The organism is Novosphingobium album (ex Hu et al. 2023) (assembly GCF_022832385.1).
Lineage (GTDB): Bacteria > Pseudomonadota > Alphaproteobacteria > Sphingomonadales > Sphingomonadaceae > Novosphingobium > Novosphingobium album.
On the sequence record NZ_JALHLE010000033.1, the window covers coordinates 51,174 to 69,712 of the forward strand.

Here is an 18,539-nt window from a genome sequence, read left to right on the forward strand (position 1 = left end):
ACTGTTACTCGGCAAACTTGTCGGCCTTGCGGCGGCCCATCCGCATGCCGCTTTCCAGCCGCGCCCGCAACTGGGTGTAGTAAGCTTCGAGGAACGCCTTCTCGTCGTTCCAGCCATCGTTGCGGCCGATCTTACCGGCGATCGTCTGGTACACCGTCTCGATCGAGGCCACCCGGTTCTCGCGCAGCACGCGTTCGAGCGCCTGCAGTTCGAATTCGCCGTAAACGGCAAGCTCCGTGTCCTCGAACTGGTACGTCTGGCGCTGCACCAACTGCGTACCCTCGTCCTCACGTGCCACGGACATCGCAGCTTCCAGCTTCTGGCGCGGGCGTTCCAGCACCCAGGATCCGGCGATCACGTCGCCCGCGCGCAACCCGTCGCGGTTGAACAGCGGAAAGAGCATGAAGATGAGCAACCAGCCGGTTGCCGCCAGCCATGCCCAGCCGCTCTCTACCCCGCCCGACATCAGGAACACGATCGGTAGGAACAGCTCGATATCACGCAGCAGATTGCGGGCGATGACCATGTCCGCTGTCAGCCGTCCCCCGTCGCGCGCGGCGATGCGGATGCCGGTGAGCCGCTTGCCCGGCGTCGCACCGCGCGCGCCCAGTTCGAAGAACAGGAAATAGGCGTTGCGGAACAAGAACATGATCACGATCCATACGATCAGCAGGAACTGCAGCGCATGCCCGGCCGCAGACCCGCTATTCATCACCTTCCCAGCCGAAACCGCACCACCCGCGATCGAGAACAGCGCAATCGTGGACCCGATCATCAGCACCACGATGATCAGCAGATCGAGCATCAGCGCCCCCAGCCGTGCGCCTCGGCTGGCGACTGCGACCGGCAGCGCGATGCCTTCCGGCGTCACCAGCATGCGGTCCCGGCCGGACCGGCGCAGACGTGTGGGCATGGCGCTCATGCGCTTGCATCCCGGTGCTTCACCGGACGAGGCCCGGCATTGCCGCGAAATGCGAAGAAATAGGTGCTCCACAGCAGGAGCATGAACCCGCCGATAGCGAAGCGCCCGAAGGTCTCGTTGACGAGCTGGCGCGCAAAGCCTTCGAGCAGCGCGGCCACCACCAGCATCAGCACCACCCCCGTCATCACCAGCGCCGCCCGCCGTCCCGCTTCGGCCGTCGCCTGCAGGACCGGACGGTTGCCGGGAAAGGCGACCGCACGGCCGATATGCAGGCCTGCTGCGCCCGCCAGCAGGATCGCGAAGAGCTCGGTCGTGCCGTGCACCGCGATCCAGCCCGCGAAGTCCAGCGTGAGGCCGACCTGATGATAGACCCAGGCCATTGCCCCGAGCACCGCCAGGTTGTGCACCAGCAACAGCAGCGAGGGCACGCCAAAGGCAAACCCCAGCGCAAAGGCCAGGATCGAGACCTGCGCGTTGTTGCTGAACAACTGCGCAGCAAAAATGCTGAGGCCATCCTTCTCCGGAGCCCCGAACAGGGTATCGTGCAGAGCCTTGGCGCTGGCGCCGGGCACGCGATCTCCCGCCATCTCCTTGCCGACCAGCGCGAAGTACCATTCGGGATCGTGGCTCACCAGCAACCAGCCGACCACGGCGCCCGCCGTCATCACCGCCAACGCAATCAGCACATCGAGCCAGATCGCCCGCACCGCCGCGCTCCAGCCGCCACCGAGGAAGCCACGCAGCCATTCCCACAACGACGAGCGCGGTCCGTAGACGACGAACCAGGCGCGCTGCACCAGCGCTTCCAGATAGGCCAAGGTCGCGGCATCGAGCGATGTCTCGCGCGCAATCGAGAGGCTGGAGGCCACCGTGCGGTAGAGCCCCGGCAGGGCCAGCAGATCCTCGTCGGAAATACCGCGCAGACGGCCCTTTTCCATGCGGGTGACAATCGTCTCCAGCCGCTTCCAGTCTTCCTCGCGCTCCAGACGGAAACGGTCGGAACGCAGCGCGGCGGTCTCGATGGCGGACGGGGTGACAACGGCGGCGTTCATCCGATCGCTCCCGATCGCTTGATTTCGAGGTAGGCGTCGAGCAGGCGCGTCCCGATCCGGTCATGCGGCGCCTCGATCACATCGACGCCCAGCTGCCGCAGCCGCCCGGTCACCAGCGCGCGCTGGCGCAACAGCAGGTCAGCCGAGACGGCTTCAGAAAGCACGTCGAGATCGTCGGGCGCAACAGCGGACAGCGTTTCCAGCTCATCGTCGGCCATGGTGGCAAACAGCACGACATGGCGCTTCACCAGCCTGCCGATGCTCTCGATCATCAAATCGGCGCTGGTAAGGTCCGTGAAATCCGAGAAAACCACGATCAGCGATCGGCGCTGCAACCGGCCCGCCAGTGTCGCCAGCGCAAGCGTGAAGTTGGGCTCCTCGGCGCGGTATTCCAGTTCGGCGGCGGCACGCTGCAGGCGGTGAAACTGGCTCGAGGCGGCCACGAATGGCGTCGAGACTTCGGGCCGCGCGGCAAAGCCGAACAGCGAGACCTTGTCCCCGCCCTTGAGCGCGACATAGGCGGTCGCCAGCGCCGCCGAGACCGCACGGTCCATCCGCGGCATGCCCCCGATCGGCTCGCACATGGCGCGGCCACAGTCGAAGGCGAAGACGATCTGGTTGTTGCGCTCGGTCTCGTATTCCTTGGCGTAGAGGTGAACGTGGCGGGCCGAAGCCTTCCAGTCAATGCGGCGCCGGTCCATGCCGGGCTGGTATTCGGCGAGCGATTCGAACTGCGTGCCCTCGCCCCGCATCCGCCGGGCGATCAGGCCGAACTGCGCATCCTTCAGGAACGCCTGCAAGGCGGGCGAGCGAGTGGCGGCCATGTTCGGCCAGACGCGCACCTCTTCATCGAGATCGCCCTGCAGCTGCCGCGCGCCCAGCCCCAGCGGGCCGGTCCAGCGCAGCCAGGTGTGGCTGACCCGTCCGGTTCCGCGGCGCGAGGCGCTGAAGGCCCCTTCGCCGCGCCATTCGCGGTTCTGCGGCGCAAGGTCGAACAGCATCCGCCCACCCGGCACCAGACGCGGATCGCAGGCCAGCGCGGCTTGCATCGCGGATGGACGGCCACCGGCCAGCCGCACCTGCGCGCCCATGACATGATCCGCCCCAACTTCGACATCGTTCGGTACGAGGACGTGCAAATCCTCCAGCCGCCCCGCCAGCAGCGCATCGACGAGGATCAGCGCGAACATCGCAATCCCCGCCAATGGGGCGATCAGCCAGGCGTCCGGCCGCATCGCCCCGATCACCAGCGCCACCGGTGCCGCCAGCGCAAGCAGCGTGGCAGCCCGGGCAGTGGGGACAATCGGGGCGAAGCGCAGGCTCATCAACGCTTACCGGGGCGCCTCGGTCTGTTCGACCAGTTGCTCAACCAGTTGCTCGACCTGCTTGCCTTCGATCTCGGCCGCAGGGCTGAGCAGCAGGCGATGGCGCAGCACGCTGCCCGCCAGCGCCTTGACGTCGTCGGGCACGACATAGTCGCGACCATCGAGCGCGGCGCGCGCCCTGGCCGCGCCGGCAAGCAGCACCGCGGCGCGGGGGCTGGCACCGTTCGACAGGTCCGGGCTTTCGCGCGTCGCACGTACCAGCCGCACGATGTAGTCGGTGACGCTGTCAGCCAGCGTCACCCCGGCCACGGCACGGGTCACGGCTTCGAGTTGCTCCGCACTGGTCACCGCCTCAATTCCGAGGTCCGCCGGGCGCGGCGCACCACGGTTCTCGCCATAGCGGGCGACGATCCGGCATTCCTCCTCGAGGCTGGGGTAGCCCACCAGCAGCTTGAACAGGAAGCGGTCGAGCTGGGCCTCGGGCAGCGGATAAACGCCCTGACTCTCGATCGGGTTCTGCGTCGCCACCACGGTGAAATGCGCAGGGAGCGCGTGCGCGCTGCCATCGAGCGTGACGCGGCGCTCCTGCATGGCTTCCAGCAAGGCTGCCTGCGTCTTGGGCGGGGTGCGGTTGATCTCATCCGCCAGCAGCAGGTCGCAGAAGATGGGCCCGTGCGTCAACGTGAACTGGCTGGTCTGGAAGTTGAACAGGTTGGAGCCCAGGATATCGCCCGGCATCAGGTCGGGGGTAAACTGGATGCGCCCGAAATCGAGCCCCAGCGTGGCGGCAAAGCACTGCGCGAGGAAAGTCTTGGCCGTGCCCGGAGGCCCTTCGAGCAGCACGTGCCCGCGCGCCATCAGCGCGATCAGCAGATGGTCGAGCGTCTCCGCCTGACCGACCACGGCCTTGGCAATCTGCCCCCGGATCGCATCGGCAAGGCCCGCCACTTCGGCAAGGCTCATTTCGGCAAGATTGGGAACTTCGGACTCGGTCATCGAATCAGCATCCTTTCGAGCGCATGAAGATCGCGCGCGGCTTTCAGGAGATCGTGCGGCCGCCGCGCTGCTTTCAGGCGCGCGGTGACCGCGGTAAACGGTTCGGCATCGGGATGGCGCGAGGCCAGTGCCCGATCAATGGCTGCAGCGGCCTGATCGGGATCGAGCGTGCGCGGCAGCGCCAGAGCCTGCCCCAGCCGCTCGCGCGCGCGCTCCAAATAGGGGCCTGATAACAGGTGCAAGCGGCCCGACCGGCGCACCAGCCCGGCCGAATTGGCCACCAGCGCGCGCTTGCCGAAAGCGATGGCACGGTCCGGCGCGAAGGGTGGTCCGAAGCGCAGGAAGGCGCGCCAGCCGATGATGACGGCCGCCATCAGCAGGCACAGCGTCGCGGCGAGAAAGGGCGGGGTGAAGGCAAGGGTCAGCAGGCTGTCCGAGCGGCCAAGGCCATTGAGCGTGAGGTCGAACAGCACCGGCCCGCCCTTGTCCACTTCCATTGCCGGAATCAGGACATCGAGCAGCCGCGCGCTGCTAAGGCTGGCCATGCCGTAATTGTCGAGCAAATCGGGCTCGAACACCACCACGAGCGGGTAGAGATCCTCGTCCTCCACCTCGCTTTGGCGGAACCCCCGGGCCAGCCGCTCCAGCTTCGGATAGTTTCCACCGTCATCGATCAGCGCGGCAAGGATGCGACCGTCCTGTTCGGTGATCAGCGGCATCAGCCGCCTGCCCTTGCCCCAGAGCAGGGCATCGGAGCCGGGTAGCGTTCCGGACAGACCCATCCCGCCCCATTTCGCGGACTGGCCGTTGGCATCGACCTTGCCCACCTCTACTCCCACGTCGTCGAGAAAGCCCTCCCAGTGAGGGGGCATCGTGCCGTTCAGGCGAACCCAGCCCTCTTTCGCATCCTTCTCCTGATCCTGCGTGGGCTTGGCCGAAATCCATTTGGGCGTGATGACCAGCGTCGGCCCTTCATATCGGCGCGCCGAGACGATCTTCTCGATCTCCTTGCCATCGGCAAACGCGGGCGGGGTCAGGACCAACAGGCCGGATTCAGCCAGCGCCCCCTCATTGCGCACCTTGCGCACGGCATAGCCCCGCCGCTCCAGATAGTCCGCCATCGCGGCATAACCAGTCAGCCCCTTGCCGGCGGCATGGGCCTCGCCGTTATTGGCTGAGCCCATGCCCGAGCCGGTGCCGATCATCCACAGCAGCGCCAGGAACAGCACGCTTCCGATCAGCACGATGGCCAGAACCGCACGCCGCGTGAACGGATTGGCGCCGACAGCAACCGGTTCCGCGGTGATCGCCCCGGCGCTCATGACGCCAGTGCAACCCGTGCAAAATCGGCATAGGCTGCGCGGGCCGCCGCCCAGTCCTGCGCATCGAGGTCACGCAGGGCGAACAGGCTGCGCTCCACGCGCGTGGCGATGGCGGCAAAGGCCTTGCGCCCGGCCTCGGGCAGCATGGGCAGCACCGCTATCTCACGCGCGGTGGAGGCAGGCATCAACCAGTCAGGCTGCGCATCACGGATATGTCCGACGGAGCGCCGGAGCAGCAGGTGCACGGCCTCTCCGAAACAGCCCTCGCCCGCCAGCCGGTCGGCATCTTCCAGCAGCGCGGCGGCTTCGGCGCGGGTCGGCGCCCATTGCGCGGTTTCCTCTTCCTCACCCCGGCGGCGCAGCCACTGCGCCACGGCGGGCCCCAGCAGCCGCCAGAGGAGGAACGCAGCCAGCAGTACCGCAAGTCCGATCAGCACCCACTGGAACACCGGCCAGGACATTCCGAAGAACCGCCCGAGCGGTCCAAACAGCCATTCGAGAAAGCGCCCCAGTGCCTTGAGCCATTCGGGAACGTGAGGAACGGCAGGAGCCTTCGCAGCAGGCAGCGGCGTGAACTGGATGTCGGCGGCATGGCGCACGGCTTCCCAGTCGCTCGCGGCCCGGTCATGTGCCGCTCCGCTGGCCGCAGCCGCGTTTCCGATCTGACCCCCGGCAACCGTCACGCGGCTTGCTTCGCATGCGCCGCCACCGGGCGCAAGCGGCTAACAGGATGAATCTCTTGTAATCCCTGTGCCGGGGTCAGCCCCGGGGACGCGCCTGCCGGTAAGTGCCGAGCGGGCGGACGTACTTGCAGTGGAACGCCAGTTCCTTGAGCGCCATGTCGACGCGCGGATCGCCCGGTGCGCCCTCGATGTCCGCATAGAACGTGGTCGCCGCGAAGCTGGTGCCGGTCTGGTAGCTTTCCAGCTTGGTCATGTTGACCCCGTTGGTGGCAAAACCGCCCAGCGCCTTGTAGAGCGCGGCCGGGATGTTGAGCACTTCGAAGATGAACGTCGTCATCGTCGGCTGGCCTTCGAGGGTGAAGGGATCGAGCGGCTCGCGCGCCAGCACCACGAAGCGCGTGGTGTTGTCGGCGGCGTCCTCGACGTTCTCCTCGATCACCTTGAGGCCGTAGAGCTCGGCGGCCAGCTTCGGCGCGATCGCGCACGAGGCCATATCGCCCTGCTCGCGCACCAGCGCCGCCGCGCCCGCCGTATCGGCATAGGCCATCGGCACGATCCCGCGCTCGCGCAGGTAGTGGCGTGACTGGCCGAGCGCCTGCGGATGACTGTAGGCGGCCTTGAACGGCCCGTCGCCCAGCGCCATCAGTGCGTGGTGAATCGGCATGAAATGCTCGCCGACGATCGACAGCCCGCTTTCGGGTAGCAGGAAGTGGATGTCGGCCACGCGGCCATGCTGCGAATTCTCGATCGGAATGATCGCCCGTGTGGCACGACCTTCTTTCACGGCATCCAGCGCATCCTCGAACGAAAAGCACGGCAACGGCTGGCAATCCGGTGCGTATTCGAGCGCGGCGCGGTGCGAATTACAGCCCGGTGCACCCTGCAGCGCCATCGCGCGCGAAGGGTCTGCGGCAGCCGTTTCGGCCATCTGGGCGACGAGTTCCAGTGCGGGTTTTGGGTAGGCGTGCATGACGCCCGCGCGAGTAGGCCGTAATCACGATATCCGCAATGGCTCTTGCACTTGCGCTTGCCCGACACTAGAGCGCGTGCGATCCGAGTAAGGGTAAATCATTCACGCGCGGGGCATGCACGAATGGACGATCGCTTCAACACCATCGCCGGTTGGGTCCTTGGCGCCGGCATTGTCGGCCTGGGTCTGGCTATTGTCAGCTCGCATTATTTCGAAGCTGACAAGCACGAACGGCCCGAAACGATGGGCTACGCCATCGAGGGTGTCGCCGAAGGCGAAGGTGGCGAAAAGGAAGTGCCGCTCGCAACCCTGCTTGCTGCTGCCGATGCGGCCAAGGGCGAAGCGGTCTTTGCCAAGTGCAAGTCCTGCCACACGATCAACGAAGGCGGTGCCAACGGCATCGGCCCGAACCTGCACGGCGTCGTCGGCGAAGCCATCGGCCAGGGCGCTGGCGGCTTCCCCTTCTCCGACGCGCTCAAGAGCGTGGGCGGCAGCTGGGATTTCGACAAGCTCAACGCCTGGCTGACCAGCCCGAAGGCTTTCGCTCCGGGCACGAAGATGACCTTCGCCGGTCTGTCCAAGCCGGAAGACCGCGCCAACCTCATCGTCTATCTCAACTCGCAGGGCTCGAATGTTCCTCTGCCGCCGCCGCCGGCTGCTGACGCGCCGGAAGCGGACGCTGCTGCTCCAGCAGACGGCGAAGCGTCCGAGGCTCCGGCCGAAGGCGCCGCTCCCGCGGACGCGCCGGCCACCTGATCCCGGCTTGACCGAATCGGCTCGCGCCGATCGCAAACGGTCCGCAAGGCGCCACCGAGTCGCCTCGCGGACCGTTTTCGTCAGGGCTTCAGGCGTGGTTCGCGCCGGAGGCCGTCAGCCCTTGAAGCCCTTCGCGATCACGTACCATTCCGACGAATCCTTGCGACTTGCCGGCGGCTTGGCGTGCTTGACGCTGGTGAAATGGCGCTTGAGCAGGTTCAGCAGCTCGGTATCGGTCCCGCCCGCCAGAACCTTGGCCACGAACGTCCCGCCCGGCGCCAGCGTCTGAATCGCGAAATCAGCGGCTGTCTCGACCAGTCCCATCGTGCGCAAGTGGTCGGTCTGCTTGTGCCCGACGGTATTGGCCGCCATGTCTGACAGGACAAGGTCCGGAGGCCCGTCCAGCGCGCCTTCCAGCGCGGCGGGTGCCTCATCGGCCATGAAGTCCATCTGGAAGATGGTGACTCCTTCGATCGGGTCCGTCGGCAGCAGGTCGATGCCCACCACTTTCGCTTTGGGGCACTTCAGCCGCAGCACCTGGCTCCAGCCGCCTGGCGCGATGCCGAGATCGACCGCGCGGGTCACGCCCTTGAACAGGTCGAATTTCTCGTCGAGCTCGATCAATTTGTACGCTGCCCGGCTGCGGTAGCCATCAGCCTTGGCCTGCTTCACGTAGGGATCGTTGAGCTGGCGCTGCAGCCAGCGCGCCGAACTCGTCGAGCGCTTCTTGGCGGTGCGCAGGCGCTCGCCGGGGTTGCGTCCGGATCGGGTCATCGCCGCTGTCCTCTCATCGCGACGCCACTGCGAGGCGCACGCTGTCGCTGGCCGCCCGAGTCCGGCCTCCGTGTCCATGGCCGTGCGAGGCGATCAGACTGCGCAGGATTCCTTCGCGGATTCCCCGGTCGGCGACGCCCAGCCGGGCTGCGGGCCACAAGTCGAGGATCGATTCCAGGATAGCGCAGCCGGCCACCACCAGATCCGCCCGCTCGCGTCCGATGCAATTGAGCTCACGCCGCTCCTCGACCGCCATGGATGACAACCGGCTGCTGATCTCGCGCATCGATTCGGCCGGAACGATCAAGCCATCAACCATGCGGCGGTCGTACTGCGGCAGCTCCAGATGCAGACTGGCGAGCGTGGTGACGGTGCCGCTGGTGCCCAGAAGCCGTAGTGGCCCGGCTTGCCCAGCGCTCTCGCGCGAACCGGAAACACGTTTGGCAAAGGCCGCAAAACTTTCCGACACGAGCCCGTGCATGTGCCGGTAGCGCTCGAGCCGCTCCCTCTGCGAACCGCCTTCCGGTCCGCAGCTCTCGGTCAGCGAAACGACGCCCCAGGGCACGCTCTGCCAGTCGAGGATGCGCGGCACTGTGCCAGTGCTTTCGATCAGCACCAGCTCGGTTGAGCCGCCACCGATATCGAAGATCATCGCCGGGCCCATGCCCTCTTCGAGCAGGACATGGCATCCCAGCACCGCCAGCCGCGCTTCCTCGCGCGCACTTATGATGTCCAGCGCAATACCGGTTTCGCGGCGCACCCGTTCGATGAATTCGGGGCCGTTCTCGGCGCGCCGGCAAGCTTCCGTCGCTACCGAGCGGGCGAGGAAGACATTGCGGCGCATCAGCTTGTCTGCACAGACCCGCAAAGCCGCTAGCGTGCGCTCCATCGCCTCGTCGGACAGGCGCCCGGACTGCGCCAGCCCCTCGCCCAGACGAACAACGCGGCTGAACGCATCGATCACCGTGAAATTCTCGCCCGAAGGCCGGGCGATCAGCAGACGGCAATTGTTGGTGCCAAGGTCGATCGCGGCATAGGACTGGCGCGGCACAGGCGGCCGCGGGACCTCGGACAGCACCGGCTGCAGGTCTGCTGCCGCCTGCAGACCGGAATCGCCATGTTCGCGCGGCCCTGCGTCCGTCTTCCCCGGCCGTGCACCCGAAACGGGGCGCGCCTTGGCCTTGGCTGTGCCGGCGGTTGACGGACGAGGTTTGCCCTTGCGTCCCTTGCGCCGCCGTCTGGCACGGCCCGGCACATCAACTTTCGCTGCCGGCGGATCTTGCTCCGCCATCGTATCAAATCTCGTTCATATCATCCCGCCCCGTTGGGCGGGCACCTGACACGATGCTAACCTCCTGCGGAGCAAGGAGCAAGGGCGCTGCCGCGATACCGCGCCAAGGCGCTTGACCCGAATCGCAACCGCGACTAGAGGGGCGCCCTCCGGTGCCCCGTCGTCTAATGGTAAGACTACGGATTCTGATTCCGTCTATCGAGGTTCGAATCCTCGCGGGGCATCCAGCTTTTCCAGAAAATGTCTCAATTCTCTTTGCTTAGTAGCAGGGAGCGTGCGTCTGTATGCACGGTGTGACACAGGCACCCCTGCCGCATGAGCATGGCAGTGCACCGCGATCAACGAGGAGCGGCCTGTTGCGCGCGCGCGCATCCCGAACCGGCTGGTTTGCGCACCCGGCAAATCGGACTTCCACCGATCCTTGGGCGCGATGGATTCTGCCACGGCCAAAGCGACGCTGTTTTGCCTTCAAGCGCAGCATGATAAGCATAGGCACATTGGAGATGGCATATTGTGCCGTGAGAAGATCCGTCGCTGAAGATGAGGTCAACGGGCACGAGATATCGCAACCCTATCAACTCCGAACGAGAAGCAGGGACAGCCCAGGGAAGCGTGTCCCGATTTCCATCAAACCGGCAGCAGGCCATCGGGGATGCACATGGAATCACGCAGTTCACGAACGAAATTCATTGCCCGGGATTGTCGAGCCAGTATTTTCCTGTTCGCCTCCATTCCCGTAGTACGCAAATAGGGCGACTTTTCAATGTTTTCCGCCTCACGTCGCCTTCTGTTATGCGGTGGCGCGACCGCGATCAGCGCAGGGCTGCCACGATGGGCGCGAGCAATCGGCAGTAACACCGGCCAAAATCGCGGCGATCACGCAGATGTTCTCCAGTTCCTTGGCGTCAATATCGCTGGAGCCGAATTCGACCCGACCGGAGATAACTGGCACTGGCCAAGCTTGAGCAATCTGACCTATTATCTGAATAAAGGATGTTCAGCATTTCGCATCCCATTCCGTTGGGAGCGGCTGCAACCAGAACTTCGTGGTTCGCTATGCGAAGCAACGCTGCAAGGGCTCGACACGCTTGTCAGCGCTATCAATGCCAACGGATCCATTGCCATCCTCGACGCCCACAACTTCGGCAGGCGCGACGGGGTGGTAATCGGTGGTGATGGTTCGCCCATTGCTGCCGCGGATTTCGCCGATTTTTGGCAACGTATGGGGCAGCGTTATAAGGCAAGACCCCTCGTTTGGTACAACCTGATGAACGAGCCCAATCGTATGCCGGCGGAAGTTAACCTAAGGGTTCAAAACGCCGCATGCCAGGCTCTGCGTAGTTCAGGGGCAAGCTCAAAAGTTCTGTTTTCCGGAATTGCCTTTAGCGGGTGCCACTCGTGGATCAACAGTGGGAACGGCAAAGTCATGCTGGGAGTGAGCGACCCTGCAGACAATTATGCTTTCGATGTGCATCAGTATCTTGATCAGGGCTTTTCAGGCACCAGTTCGAAGGTTGTTCCCGGCGCAGGATCTCGCACTCTTGGTCCAATAACCGAGTGGGCCAGAGTACACGGACAGAAGCTGTTTCTAGGGGAATTCGGAGCGCGAAGGAGCAACGGCTTCCTTGTGGAACTGAATGCATTACTAGCATACATGTCGGCCCACCGAGACGTCTTTATTGGTGGGACTTACTATGCTGGCGGTGGCAGTTGGAGGAACAATACGATGTCCACTGACCCTGTAGCCGGGGTTGAAATGCCGCAAATGCTAGTCTTGGAAAAGTACCTTGGAAAATGATGTATATTTCGTGATGTGACAATCCCGGCGTGGACCAATACCACCGGCGTGCTTCCATCCGGGCCGGCGGCAGCTACCCCTCACGAGAAGGATACAGCAAGCTTTCACGCTTGCGAGCGCAGGCCGTTCAAAGAATTCACCCCCTACTTTTCTCCGCCCCGGGGTGCCTGCTCAACCCTGCGCAATTTGTCCACTCTGCTTAACCAGCAGCTGAAAACAGCGAAGAGGGCACCTAGCAATGGAGTCCGCAATGGGTAATCGGCAAGGCTGGCAAGTAGTAAGATCAATATTGCGAACGCTGATGCTCGCTGCAAAATACTGGAAGAGGCTGGAATGGTGAAGCTCATATAGGCAGCGCGGCCATACCACCACAAGAAAGCCAGCAACACGATCAAGGCCGGCAAGCCACCGGTGATAATTAATTCGATAAGATCATTGTGGGCATTATTAAGATAAGTCGGCTTCAACAGTGAGTCAGGCTCAAAGCTCGCGTAAACTGGTACAAACGACCCGAAGCCGGTCCCAAATGGGAATGTGCTGGCCATGATATGAAGCAGCGTGGGCAAAGCCCGCAGGCGTCCCTCATGTTCAACGAAGTCGTCTTTCTCGACGATGCGCGCAATCGATATGGCGCGACCCGCATTCAATGTCACGGCGAGCAAGACAGCAACGCCAATCATGATGCCCACGATAATCCAAATACGCTGGCGCTTTGTAATGTGCAGGCCTGCGCCAACCGATGGCTCGACGAGATACGCACCGATCAAGCCGGCAACAGTGAGCGCCATGCCGGCCCGCGATCCCAGTACAAGCACGTAGATGATGATAAACGCGCCGGCGCAAAGGCCAATTATAGCGCGAAATTTACGGCCAGCATGGCTTTTCGATACTTGCAATGTCCACACCCGCAGCAGCGGCAGCACAAGAGCCAGAAAGACGCCCTGATGATTGCGGTTTGCGAACAAGCCCAGCATTTGACCTCGCCCGCTTACCGGATACCAATAAAGCGGAGACGTTTCGCCGCTCACGAACTGCATCAAGCCAAGCATCATGCTGAACGCGGCCAGTGCCAATACTGCCCAGAGCAGCGCGCCACGCTGCTTTTCGTTTGACATTGTGAAGCCGATCATGGCGGTGAATGGCACAAGAAGCGATATCAGGCTGTTCCACGTCCGATCGGGTGCGAGGGTCAGCGGATGCCACTGGCCGACACCGTTCAGGGCTTCAGCAACAGCATCGTATTGGGCGCGTCCCGGAATGCCGTGCCAGATCGCCGGCGGGAGCGGAACAAGCTGTATTCCTATTGTGACCGCGAATGCAGCAAGCAGAAGCGGTAGCGGCCAGACATCACGCCAGGGGGTCCTTTTCGTAGAAAGAAGCATGCCCATGAGGCAAAGGACCGTGACCGGCCTTAGCAACAACAGCCAGGGATTATCGGGGCGAGACGACCCACCACCCAAAGCAACAACTACAATAAAAATTGCAAACGATATTAACAACGTACTAGATCGTATCATTCTTACGATCGTATTATGCTCTTTAGAAGGCAAACGTCTTTTCTCATTGATACTATATGATATTCGCCCATCAAATTTTGATTTTTCAGAGCCATAAATAGAACGGTGACTTCTATTTTTCTTCATGTCCTTGGTCTTCTACCGTTTTGATGGGCACCGAGAGGTGCATTCATGCTACCTCAGCTTCACGTTCGAAGTCGACAGGACTGGACCTGCATGGCGCGTAATTTCTTCCGGCGCCGCAACTCCCAAGCTTTCCCGAACCCACCACGCAGGTTGTGGCTCAACTCCCAACACGCCGAGGCGGCCAATCACCTGCCAGCAGACGATTGAACCAGGGAGTCAGCCTATCCGATACAACAAGTGCGGCCAGCGTCGCAGGGCCAGCAATCAGTGCCACGATCAACCCTAGTGAATCTTCACCTGGTGCTGGATGGCCCAGCTTGTTGATTGCCGCTTTGACGGCAAGCAAGGCGATCGGATGCAGAATGTAGATACCCAATGCATGACGCCGGCCGAGCCCCGCCAAATGTTTCAGGCCGGGGATTTCGGGTGAGCGGTAAAGGCAAAGCACTAGCCCCAACGAAAAGGGAAAGCACCCGATTGGAAATTGCACGGAACCGAAGCCAATGTCGAACTCAAGCAGTACCACTGCCTCGATCACCATTAAAAGCAGGCCAAAGACAATCAATAATATCGTCCCGCTTTTACCTACGATCGGAGCGATCTTTGGCGCAGAAAATCCGATGACAACCAAAGGGGTTGCAAGAAGGAACCTTACCAATTGAAATTGCGGTCGCCATGCATTTCCATCCAACTGGAAAAGTACGTCTATATATGAAACCAACAAAACACCCAACACGGATCCGATCAACAATATACGGAAATCCACCCCATCCGGACTAACAGATATTAAAAATACAAAACAGAAAACTAAGGAATTAATGAACCATAGATGGAAAAATACGCCAGAACCGATTATATACAACGAAATAACACCAACACCGCCCAAATATATCGCCAACGGCATAAATAATAAATTTGCCACCATTGCAATCATGGCGCTTTTCCGGAGTCTTTCCAGACTGATGTCCGGAAGACCTGCCGGACCCACTTTGAGGTACAAGCCTGTCAACATGAAAAAAAATGGCACACACCAACGAGCACAATATCGAACGACATGCATTAGACCGTCAAAATCTAGTGGATCATACTGCACGTGAAGAAAAATAATAAGAAATATTGCTATCAACCTCATTCCATCCAAAGAATCATTTCTATTTGATGTTGGCTTTTCCATACAATCACCAATTCTGAGGCTTCCCTGCGCAGGGCTGAATTTTAAACACATTGATTCCACAATGCGACTTTTTGGCATCAAATACGCGATGCATAACACGCCTTCGACGCTGCTGGTTTAAAAGATGCCGCAACGCCGGACCATATCCCCGGGGATTGCTCGCTGGGTTGCGCCAGACTGAAAAGCCTTCGAAAAACCCGGGCCACTCCATGGCGATCGATTGAAGCTAAAATAGTTTATTCGGAGCCAAGGTAGATGGAAGATACAGGCGCGAATTTCGCCTCGATTTCCTCTCGCACTGCCGGTGTCAGCTTCACGTTCGCGAAATTTGTGTCCCGGGAGCGATGGACGGCGACGCTCGGCTTCATTTCTAGCAAGGCAATGGTGGCCAAGGTCAGAGCGACTGGAACCCGGATCCCCGCGAAACGATGATACCGGCGTATCGTGTCTTTTCGATGCCTGATAAGCATCTCATAGGGAAGAATGAGGGCGCCATCAGACACTTCGTGCAATTCGGTAAAGCGCTTGAACAGGCGAGGCATTGCTTCGAGAGCATACTCATCTGCCGTCAGCGCCTTCATGGTCTCGCGGCGCTCCATGAAAGCCGCCCGCGCCTTCCCCCCTTCCGGCTCAGGGTGGGTATGGGCAAAGGATACATATTCCGATTCGAGCGTTCTGACGGGATCACGTGCAATGATGACACGGCGAAAGCCCATGGGATCGATATCCACCGCATCACGCAACGGGCCATAAATGTGCTCCGTCGCCTTAAAAAAGCGGCCGGGATCTTCGTTCAGCTTTTCGTATACGCTGGACCAACTTTTTTGTTCTTCAGGTGTCTTCCAGAAGGTGCCGGCGTAATCGACCACCTTGTAACGCGGATCCGGCGATGCCAGCAATATGCGCCGCAGGAGAGTGCTGGCCGCCTTGTGATGAGTTAAAATGAGAATGGACTGGCACGCCATGCCTAGTATTTCCGGATCTGGTGACGGAATTGTTTCAGCTTCTCGGCAATTCGCGCCAAAATTGAGAAGCCGTACCGGTTTTCATATAATTTTCTATACTCTCTCGTACTCGCTATAACTTGCGAGCTCAGTCCGCCGTCTTCCATGCCAACTTCGAAACCCTCAATCTGGCGAAATGTCAGCCTCTTGTCGAAACATTCGAAAAAGATGTCTATATCGCTGGCAATGCGCGCTGTTTCAGGGAAGCAATACGTTGCCAGCATTGCTGCGGGAAACAGGCAGGACGGTGTCCAGGCGCTGAGCGTCGCAAAAGACACGCGTTTCTGAGGGAGCTTCTGCTGGACAATACCGTTGCGGCTTATCATTCCAACCGCAACCACATTCATGGAAAGATCGAGCTCACCGGGCGCCCGTAGAATGGCATCACCAGTACCAAGGAAGCAGGCCCGCATACGGTCCAGTGGCCACGACTGCGCCGCCATCTGGCGGACTGCGTTGTTCCATCCTTCTGCATAGCAGCGATCCCGTTTCTTGAGGATAGCCGTGCGGTCAGGGTCACAAACCTGGGACAACTCTCCCACGTCTGCCTGCTCATCGCCTATCGTCACGGACCAATAGAAATCTGCACGCGACAGAATCAATGCATTTTGACGCCAGAATACGAGCGCTTCCGCAAGCGTCATAAAAGTCGAAATCACAACAATCATTTGATTCTACTTATTAAAAATATCGTACATATTTCAATAGGATTCGCCCCAAGATAGCCGAAACACATCTGACCCAGCAAGAATTTCTGAAAACTGGTCAGTTTCATCTGATTCACCATCCAGAACGTCAGTAGTAAATTAATTGTGAAAAAGACGAGTCCGAATTCAAAGATCGAACCTATGAACTTCGTGTCCCCGACCCAGAAAAATAGTGGCAGTTCGAGATGAAAAGGCTGGTTTCCAACGAGAAGGATGCCTGGCTCTCTCAAGATAGACTTCTCCAGGAAGTCTATCTGCCGGTAACGGGCGTAAAGACTTGAATAGGGACCTGCGATTAAGGTCACAATGATCGACATTATCGGAAATCCGATGGAAACAATCGCGCCCAGGGCAAATGGATAGCGCGTCACTCGGCGACCGATGATGGCGAACAACTGCGCATTGAGGAAAATGTAGCGCCGGCCATCGAAAAGCACACTCAGAAAGGAAAATATCGAAGTCTGAGCTCGCGACACCAGACTGTTGGAATTGAACAGGAAAAAGTACGTAAGCGATGCTAGGGAAACGAAACCAAGATTTTCCTCGGTCCCACTCGAATTGTTGCCAACATCGCCACCAAATCCACTAAAATAGAGTAAAGTGACGACGATAAAGTGGCAAATCAAAGCCCAGCGAACATTCCCTTCCCTTAACTCTCCCATTTTAATGATGCAAAGGACCTGAATCGCAAGAAATAGTACTCGCCCAGCCGGATAGCCGCTGATCGTCCATGCAACTGCAGTTGTTGCATAGAGAACCAGGAGAACGATTATGCTGACAGGAAATCGACGGGATAACGAAAGGATCAGGGCAAAGACGCCCGCTACTGCCGTAATCAGAATGCCGGGCGTAACATTCCAGCCAATCGCCAAGAGGGCAATGATCGCCCGCCTGGCCAGGCCTACACGGCGTCGCGGTTTCGCGATTTTCATGCCCGACGGCCGCGGCATCCTCATGTTGGACGGGGGCGCTAGACTGCGGATCGGCATTGTGCGTCATCCAGAAGCTTGCGGAGTTGCAGCGTAAGAGCCTCCATGTCAGCCGACCTGGCCAGATGCACCCGGTCGGGACTGGCCTCCACTCCACCGGAAAATGGCGTTGTCAAAACAAGGCAACCCTTAGCCAACGCCTCGATGATAACATTCGGCAGATTATCGTTTCGTGTAAGAAAGACGACGACTTTCGCATTTGCCATCTTCGATAAGAGTGCGTCTTGGGAGAGTCTGCCAAGGACCTCGACATTGGCGCTCGTCCCTTTGGAGCCATCTGCCCCATAACCGCCGAGCAGGACAAGACGCCGTTCTGTTTCCTCCCCCATTTCCCGGTCGGCAAAGTGATATGCCAGCGCGGCAGTAAGGTCGCTTCCCTTGCGATACCATGAAGCGGAAGGGGCGTAGAAGATCACGTCGACGGTGCGCTGAGCCGAAGTAGGCGCCACAAGCTCTGGCCTCACCTCCGATGTCAGGAGGCGAAGCTGGCTCGGATCATAAAGGACATTTTGAAAGCCTTTTTTTTGATAGCGTTGTTGCATGTATCTTGATGGCGAGATCATTGTCGCCAGTCCGGCAGTCCGTCTTAACCGCTTCTCGCAGTGCTTCGCCAACCAGTTACGAATGATGTGCCGCAACCCAGGAAGAAACAGCGGCGCATACTCAAAACGTGACGAAAGCGCAGCATAGGCAGCCCACCCCTGAGACCACCACTCATCGTGAACGTAGAGGGACACACCTGACGGCAGGGGCTGGCGCAAATCAATCTCCGGGCAAAGAACCCAGTGGAGTTCGTCACCGCGCTGCGGTTCGTACGATCCTGCGCTCAGAAAGATTGGCCAGATATAATCTTCACCTTCCAAGCGGAACAGGCGATTGAGCAGGCTAGCACAGAGCCGCAAAAAGCGCATCCATGGCGATGTCTTGTGGAGATCAATTGCCCGAACGGCGCGGGCCTGAGCGTGCCGATTGGCCGCGATAGCAGCGCCACCGCCGAGATCGCAATGCACGATCCGTTCACCGAAAGCTGAGTCCCCGTCAACTATTTTGCGCACTTTGCCTTCAATCAATATGCCCTGCGCCAACGGTCAATCCCCATCTGTCGCAACAACCAGTCGTCCCACGCCCGCGCC

The 18,539-nt window shown here is 60.5% G+C and carries 17 protein-coding genes and 1 tRNA gene; 3 read left to right on the forward strand and 15 right to left on the reverse strand.

Features of this window, described 5'->3' with window-relative positions; translation table 11 throughout:
• Positions 1 to 4: 4 nt before the first annotated feature.
• The 7 genes from MTR64_RS17755 to MTR64_RS17785 all read right to left on the reverse strand — a co-directional run bounded on the left by MTR64_RS17755 (position 5) and on the right by MTR64_RS17785 (position 7,270).
• On the reverse strand, positions 5 to 922 hold the full coding sequence (locus tag MTR64_RS17755) for an RDD family protein (protein ID WP_243995842.1): 918 nt from the start codon (positions 920 to 922) through the stop codon (positions 5 to 7).
• A complete protein-coding gene (locus MTR64_RS17760; RefSeq protein WP_243995843.1) occupies positions 919 to 1,974 on the reverse strand; it encodes a stage II sporulation protein M in 1,056 nt (351 codons plus the stop codon). Before MTR64_RS17760 ends, MTR64_RS17755 begins: the two co-directional genes overlap by 4 nt.
• On the reverse strand, positions 1,971 to 3,299 hold the full coding sequence (locus tag MTR64_RS17765; RefSeq protein WP_243995844.1) for a DUF58 domain-containing protein: 1,329 nt from the start codon (positions 3,297 to 3,299) through the stop codon (positions 1,971 to 1,973). Before MTR64_RS17765 ends, MTR64_RS17760 begins: the two co-directional genes overlap by 4 nt.
• Positions 3,300 to 3,305: 6 nt before the next feature.
• Entirely contained in the window at positions 3,306 to 4,262 is a 957-nt protein-coding gene (locus MTR64_RS17770) for an AAA family ATPase (RefSeq protein ID WP_419144961.1), read from the reverse strand.
• A 29-nt stretch (positions 4,263 to 4,291) separates the two neighbouring features.
• The gene (locus tag MTR64_RS17775) at positions 4,292 to 5,617 is read right to left on the reverse strand and encodes a DUF4350 domain-containing protein (RefSeq protein ID WP_243995846.1); all 1,326 of its coding nucleotides are present in this window, start codon (positions 5,615 to 5,617) and stop codon (positions 4,292 to 4,294) included.
• Positions 5,614 to 6,300: a hypothetical protein gene (locus tag MTR64_RS17780; protein WP_243995847.1), complete on the reverse strand. Its 687-nt coding sequence runs from the start codon at positions 6,298 to 6,300 to the stop codon at positions 5,614 to 5,616. Before MTR64_RS17780 ends, MTR64_RS17775 begins: the two co-directional genes overlap by 4 nt.
• Before the next feature lie 76 nt (positions 6,301 to 6,376).
• Complete coding sequence (locus tag MTR64_RS17785) at positions 6,377 to 7,270, reverse strand: prephenate dehydratase (protein WP_243995848.1); 894 nt, start codon at positions 7,268 to 7,270, stop codon at positions 6,377 to 6,379.
• A gap of 123 nt (positions 7,271 to 7,393) precedes the next feature.
• On the opposite strand from MTR64_RS17785, the gene MTR64_RS17790 reads away from it, so the two are divergent.
• Complete coding sequence (locus MTR64_RS17790; protein WP_243995849.1) at positions 7,394 to 8,026, forward strand: c-type cytochrome; 633 nt, start codon at positions 7,394 to 7,396, stop codon at positions 8,024 to 8,026.
• A gap of 114 nt (positions 8,027 to 8,140) precedes the next feature.
• On the opposite strand, the gene MTR64_RS17795 is transcribed toward MTR64_RS17790, so the two are convergent.
• Both MTR64_RS17795 and MTR64_RS17800 read right to left on the reverse strand, forming a co-directional pair.
• Positions 8,141 to 8,800, reverse strand: a complete 660-nt coding sequence (locus tag MTR64_RS17795; RefSeq protein WP_243995850.1) for an RlmE family RNA methyltransferase — start codon at positions 8,798 to 8,800, stop codon at positions 8,141 to 8,143.
• Between the two features lie 13 nt (positions 8,801 to 8,813).
• Positions 8,814 to 10,091, reverse strand: a complete 1,278-nt coding sequence (locus MTR64_RS17800; protein WP_243995851.1) for a Ppx/GppA phosphatase family protein — start codon at positions 10,089 to 10,091, stop codon at positions 8,814 to 8,816.
• A gap of 153 nt (positions 10,092 to 10,244) precedes the next feature.
• Between MTR64_RS17800 and MTR64_RS17805 the strand changes: the two genes are divergently transcribed.
• Both MTR64_RS17805 and MTR64_RS17810 read left to right on the forward strand, forming a co-directional pair.
• Positions 10,245 to 10,318, forward strand: a tRNA-Gln gene (locus MTR64_RS17805).
• 536 nt (positions 10,319 to 10,854) lie between these two features.
• Positions 10,855 to 11,889, forward strand: a complete 1,035-nt coding sequence (locus MTR64_RS17810; protein ID WP_243995852.1) for a glycoside hydrolase family 5 protein — start codon at positions 10,855 to 10,857, stop codon at positions 11,887 to 11,889.
• A 143-nt stretch (positions 11,890 to 12,032) separates the two neighbouring features.
• Here MTR64_RS17810 and MTR64_RS17815 read toward each other — a convergent pair whose 3' ends face one another.
• The 6 genes from MTR64_RS17815 to MTR64_RS17840 form a co-directional block, all read right to left on the reverse strand.
• On the reverse strand, positions 12,033 to 13,271 hold the full coding sequence (locus MTR64_RS17815; protein ID WP_243995853.1) for an O-antigen ligase family protein: 1,239 nt from the start codon (positions 13,269 to 13,271) through the stop codon (positions 12,033 to 12,035).
• A 418-nt stretch (positions 13,272 to 13,689) separates the two neighbouring features.
• Positions 13,690 to 14,706 carry an acyltransferase family protein gene (locus tag MTR64_RS17820; protein ID WP_243995854.1) on the reverse strand — a complete coding sequence of 339 codons (1,017 nt, stop codon included), beginning with the start codon at positions 14,704 to 14,706 and terminating at the stop codon, positions 13,690 to 13,692.
• A 236-nt stretch (positions 14,707 to 14,942) separates the two neighbouring features.
• On the reverse strand, positions 14,943 to 15,671 hold the full coding sequence (locus tag MTR64_RS17825; RefSeq protein ID WP_243995855.1) for a hypothetical protein: 729 nt from the start codon (positions 15,669 to 15,671) through the stop codon (positions 14,943 to 14,945).
• A gap of 2 nt (positions 15,672 to 15,673) precedes the next feature.
• Positions 15,674 to 16,378 carry a hypothetical protein gene (locus tag MTR64_RS17830; protein WP_243995856.1) on the reverse strand — a complete coding sequence of 235 codons (705 nt, stop codon included), beginning with the start codon at positions 16,376 to 16,378 and terminating at the stop codon, positions 15,674 to 15,676.
• Positions 16,375 to 17,349: a hypothetical protein gene (locus MTR64_RS17835; RefSeq protein ID WP_243995857.1), complete on the reverse strand. Its 975-nt coding sequence runs from the start codon at positions 17,347 to 17,349 to the stop codon at positions 16,375 to 16,377. Before MTR64_RS17835 ends, MTR64_RS17830 begins: the two co-directional genes overlap by 4 nt.
• A gap of 38 nt (positions 17,350 to 17,387) precedes the next feature.
• Complete coding sequence (locus tag MTR64_RS17840; protein ID WP_243995858.1) at positions 17,388 to 18,476, reverse strand: glycosyltransferase; 1,089 nt, start codon at positions 18,474 to 18,476, stop codon at positions 17,388 to 17,390.
• Positions 18,477 to 18,539 lie beyond the last annotated feature (63 nt).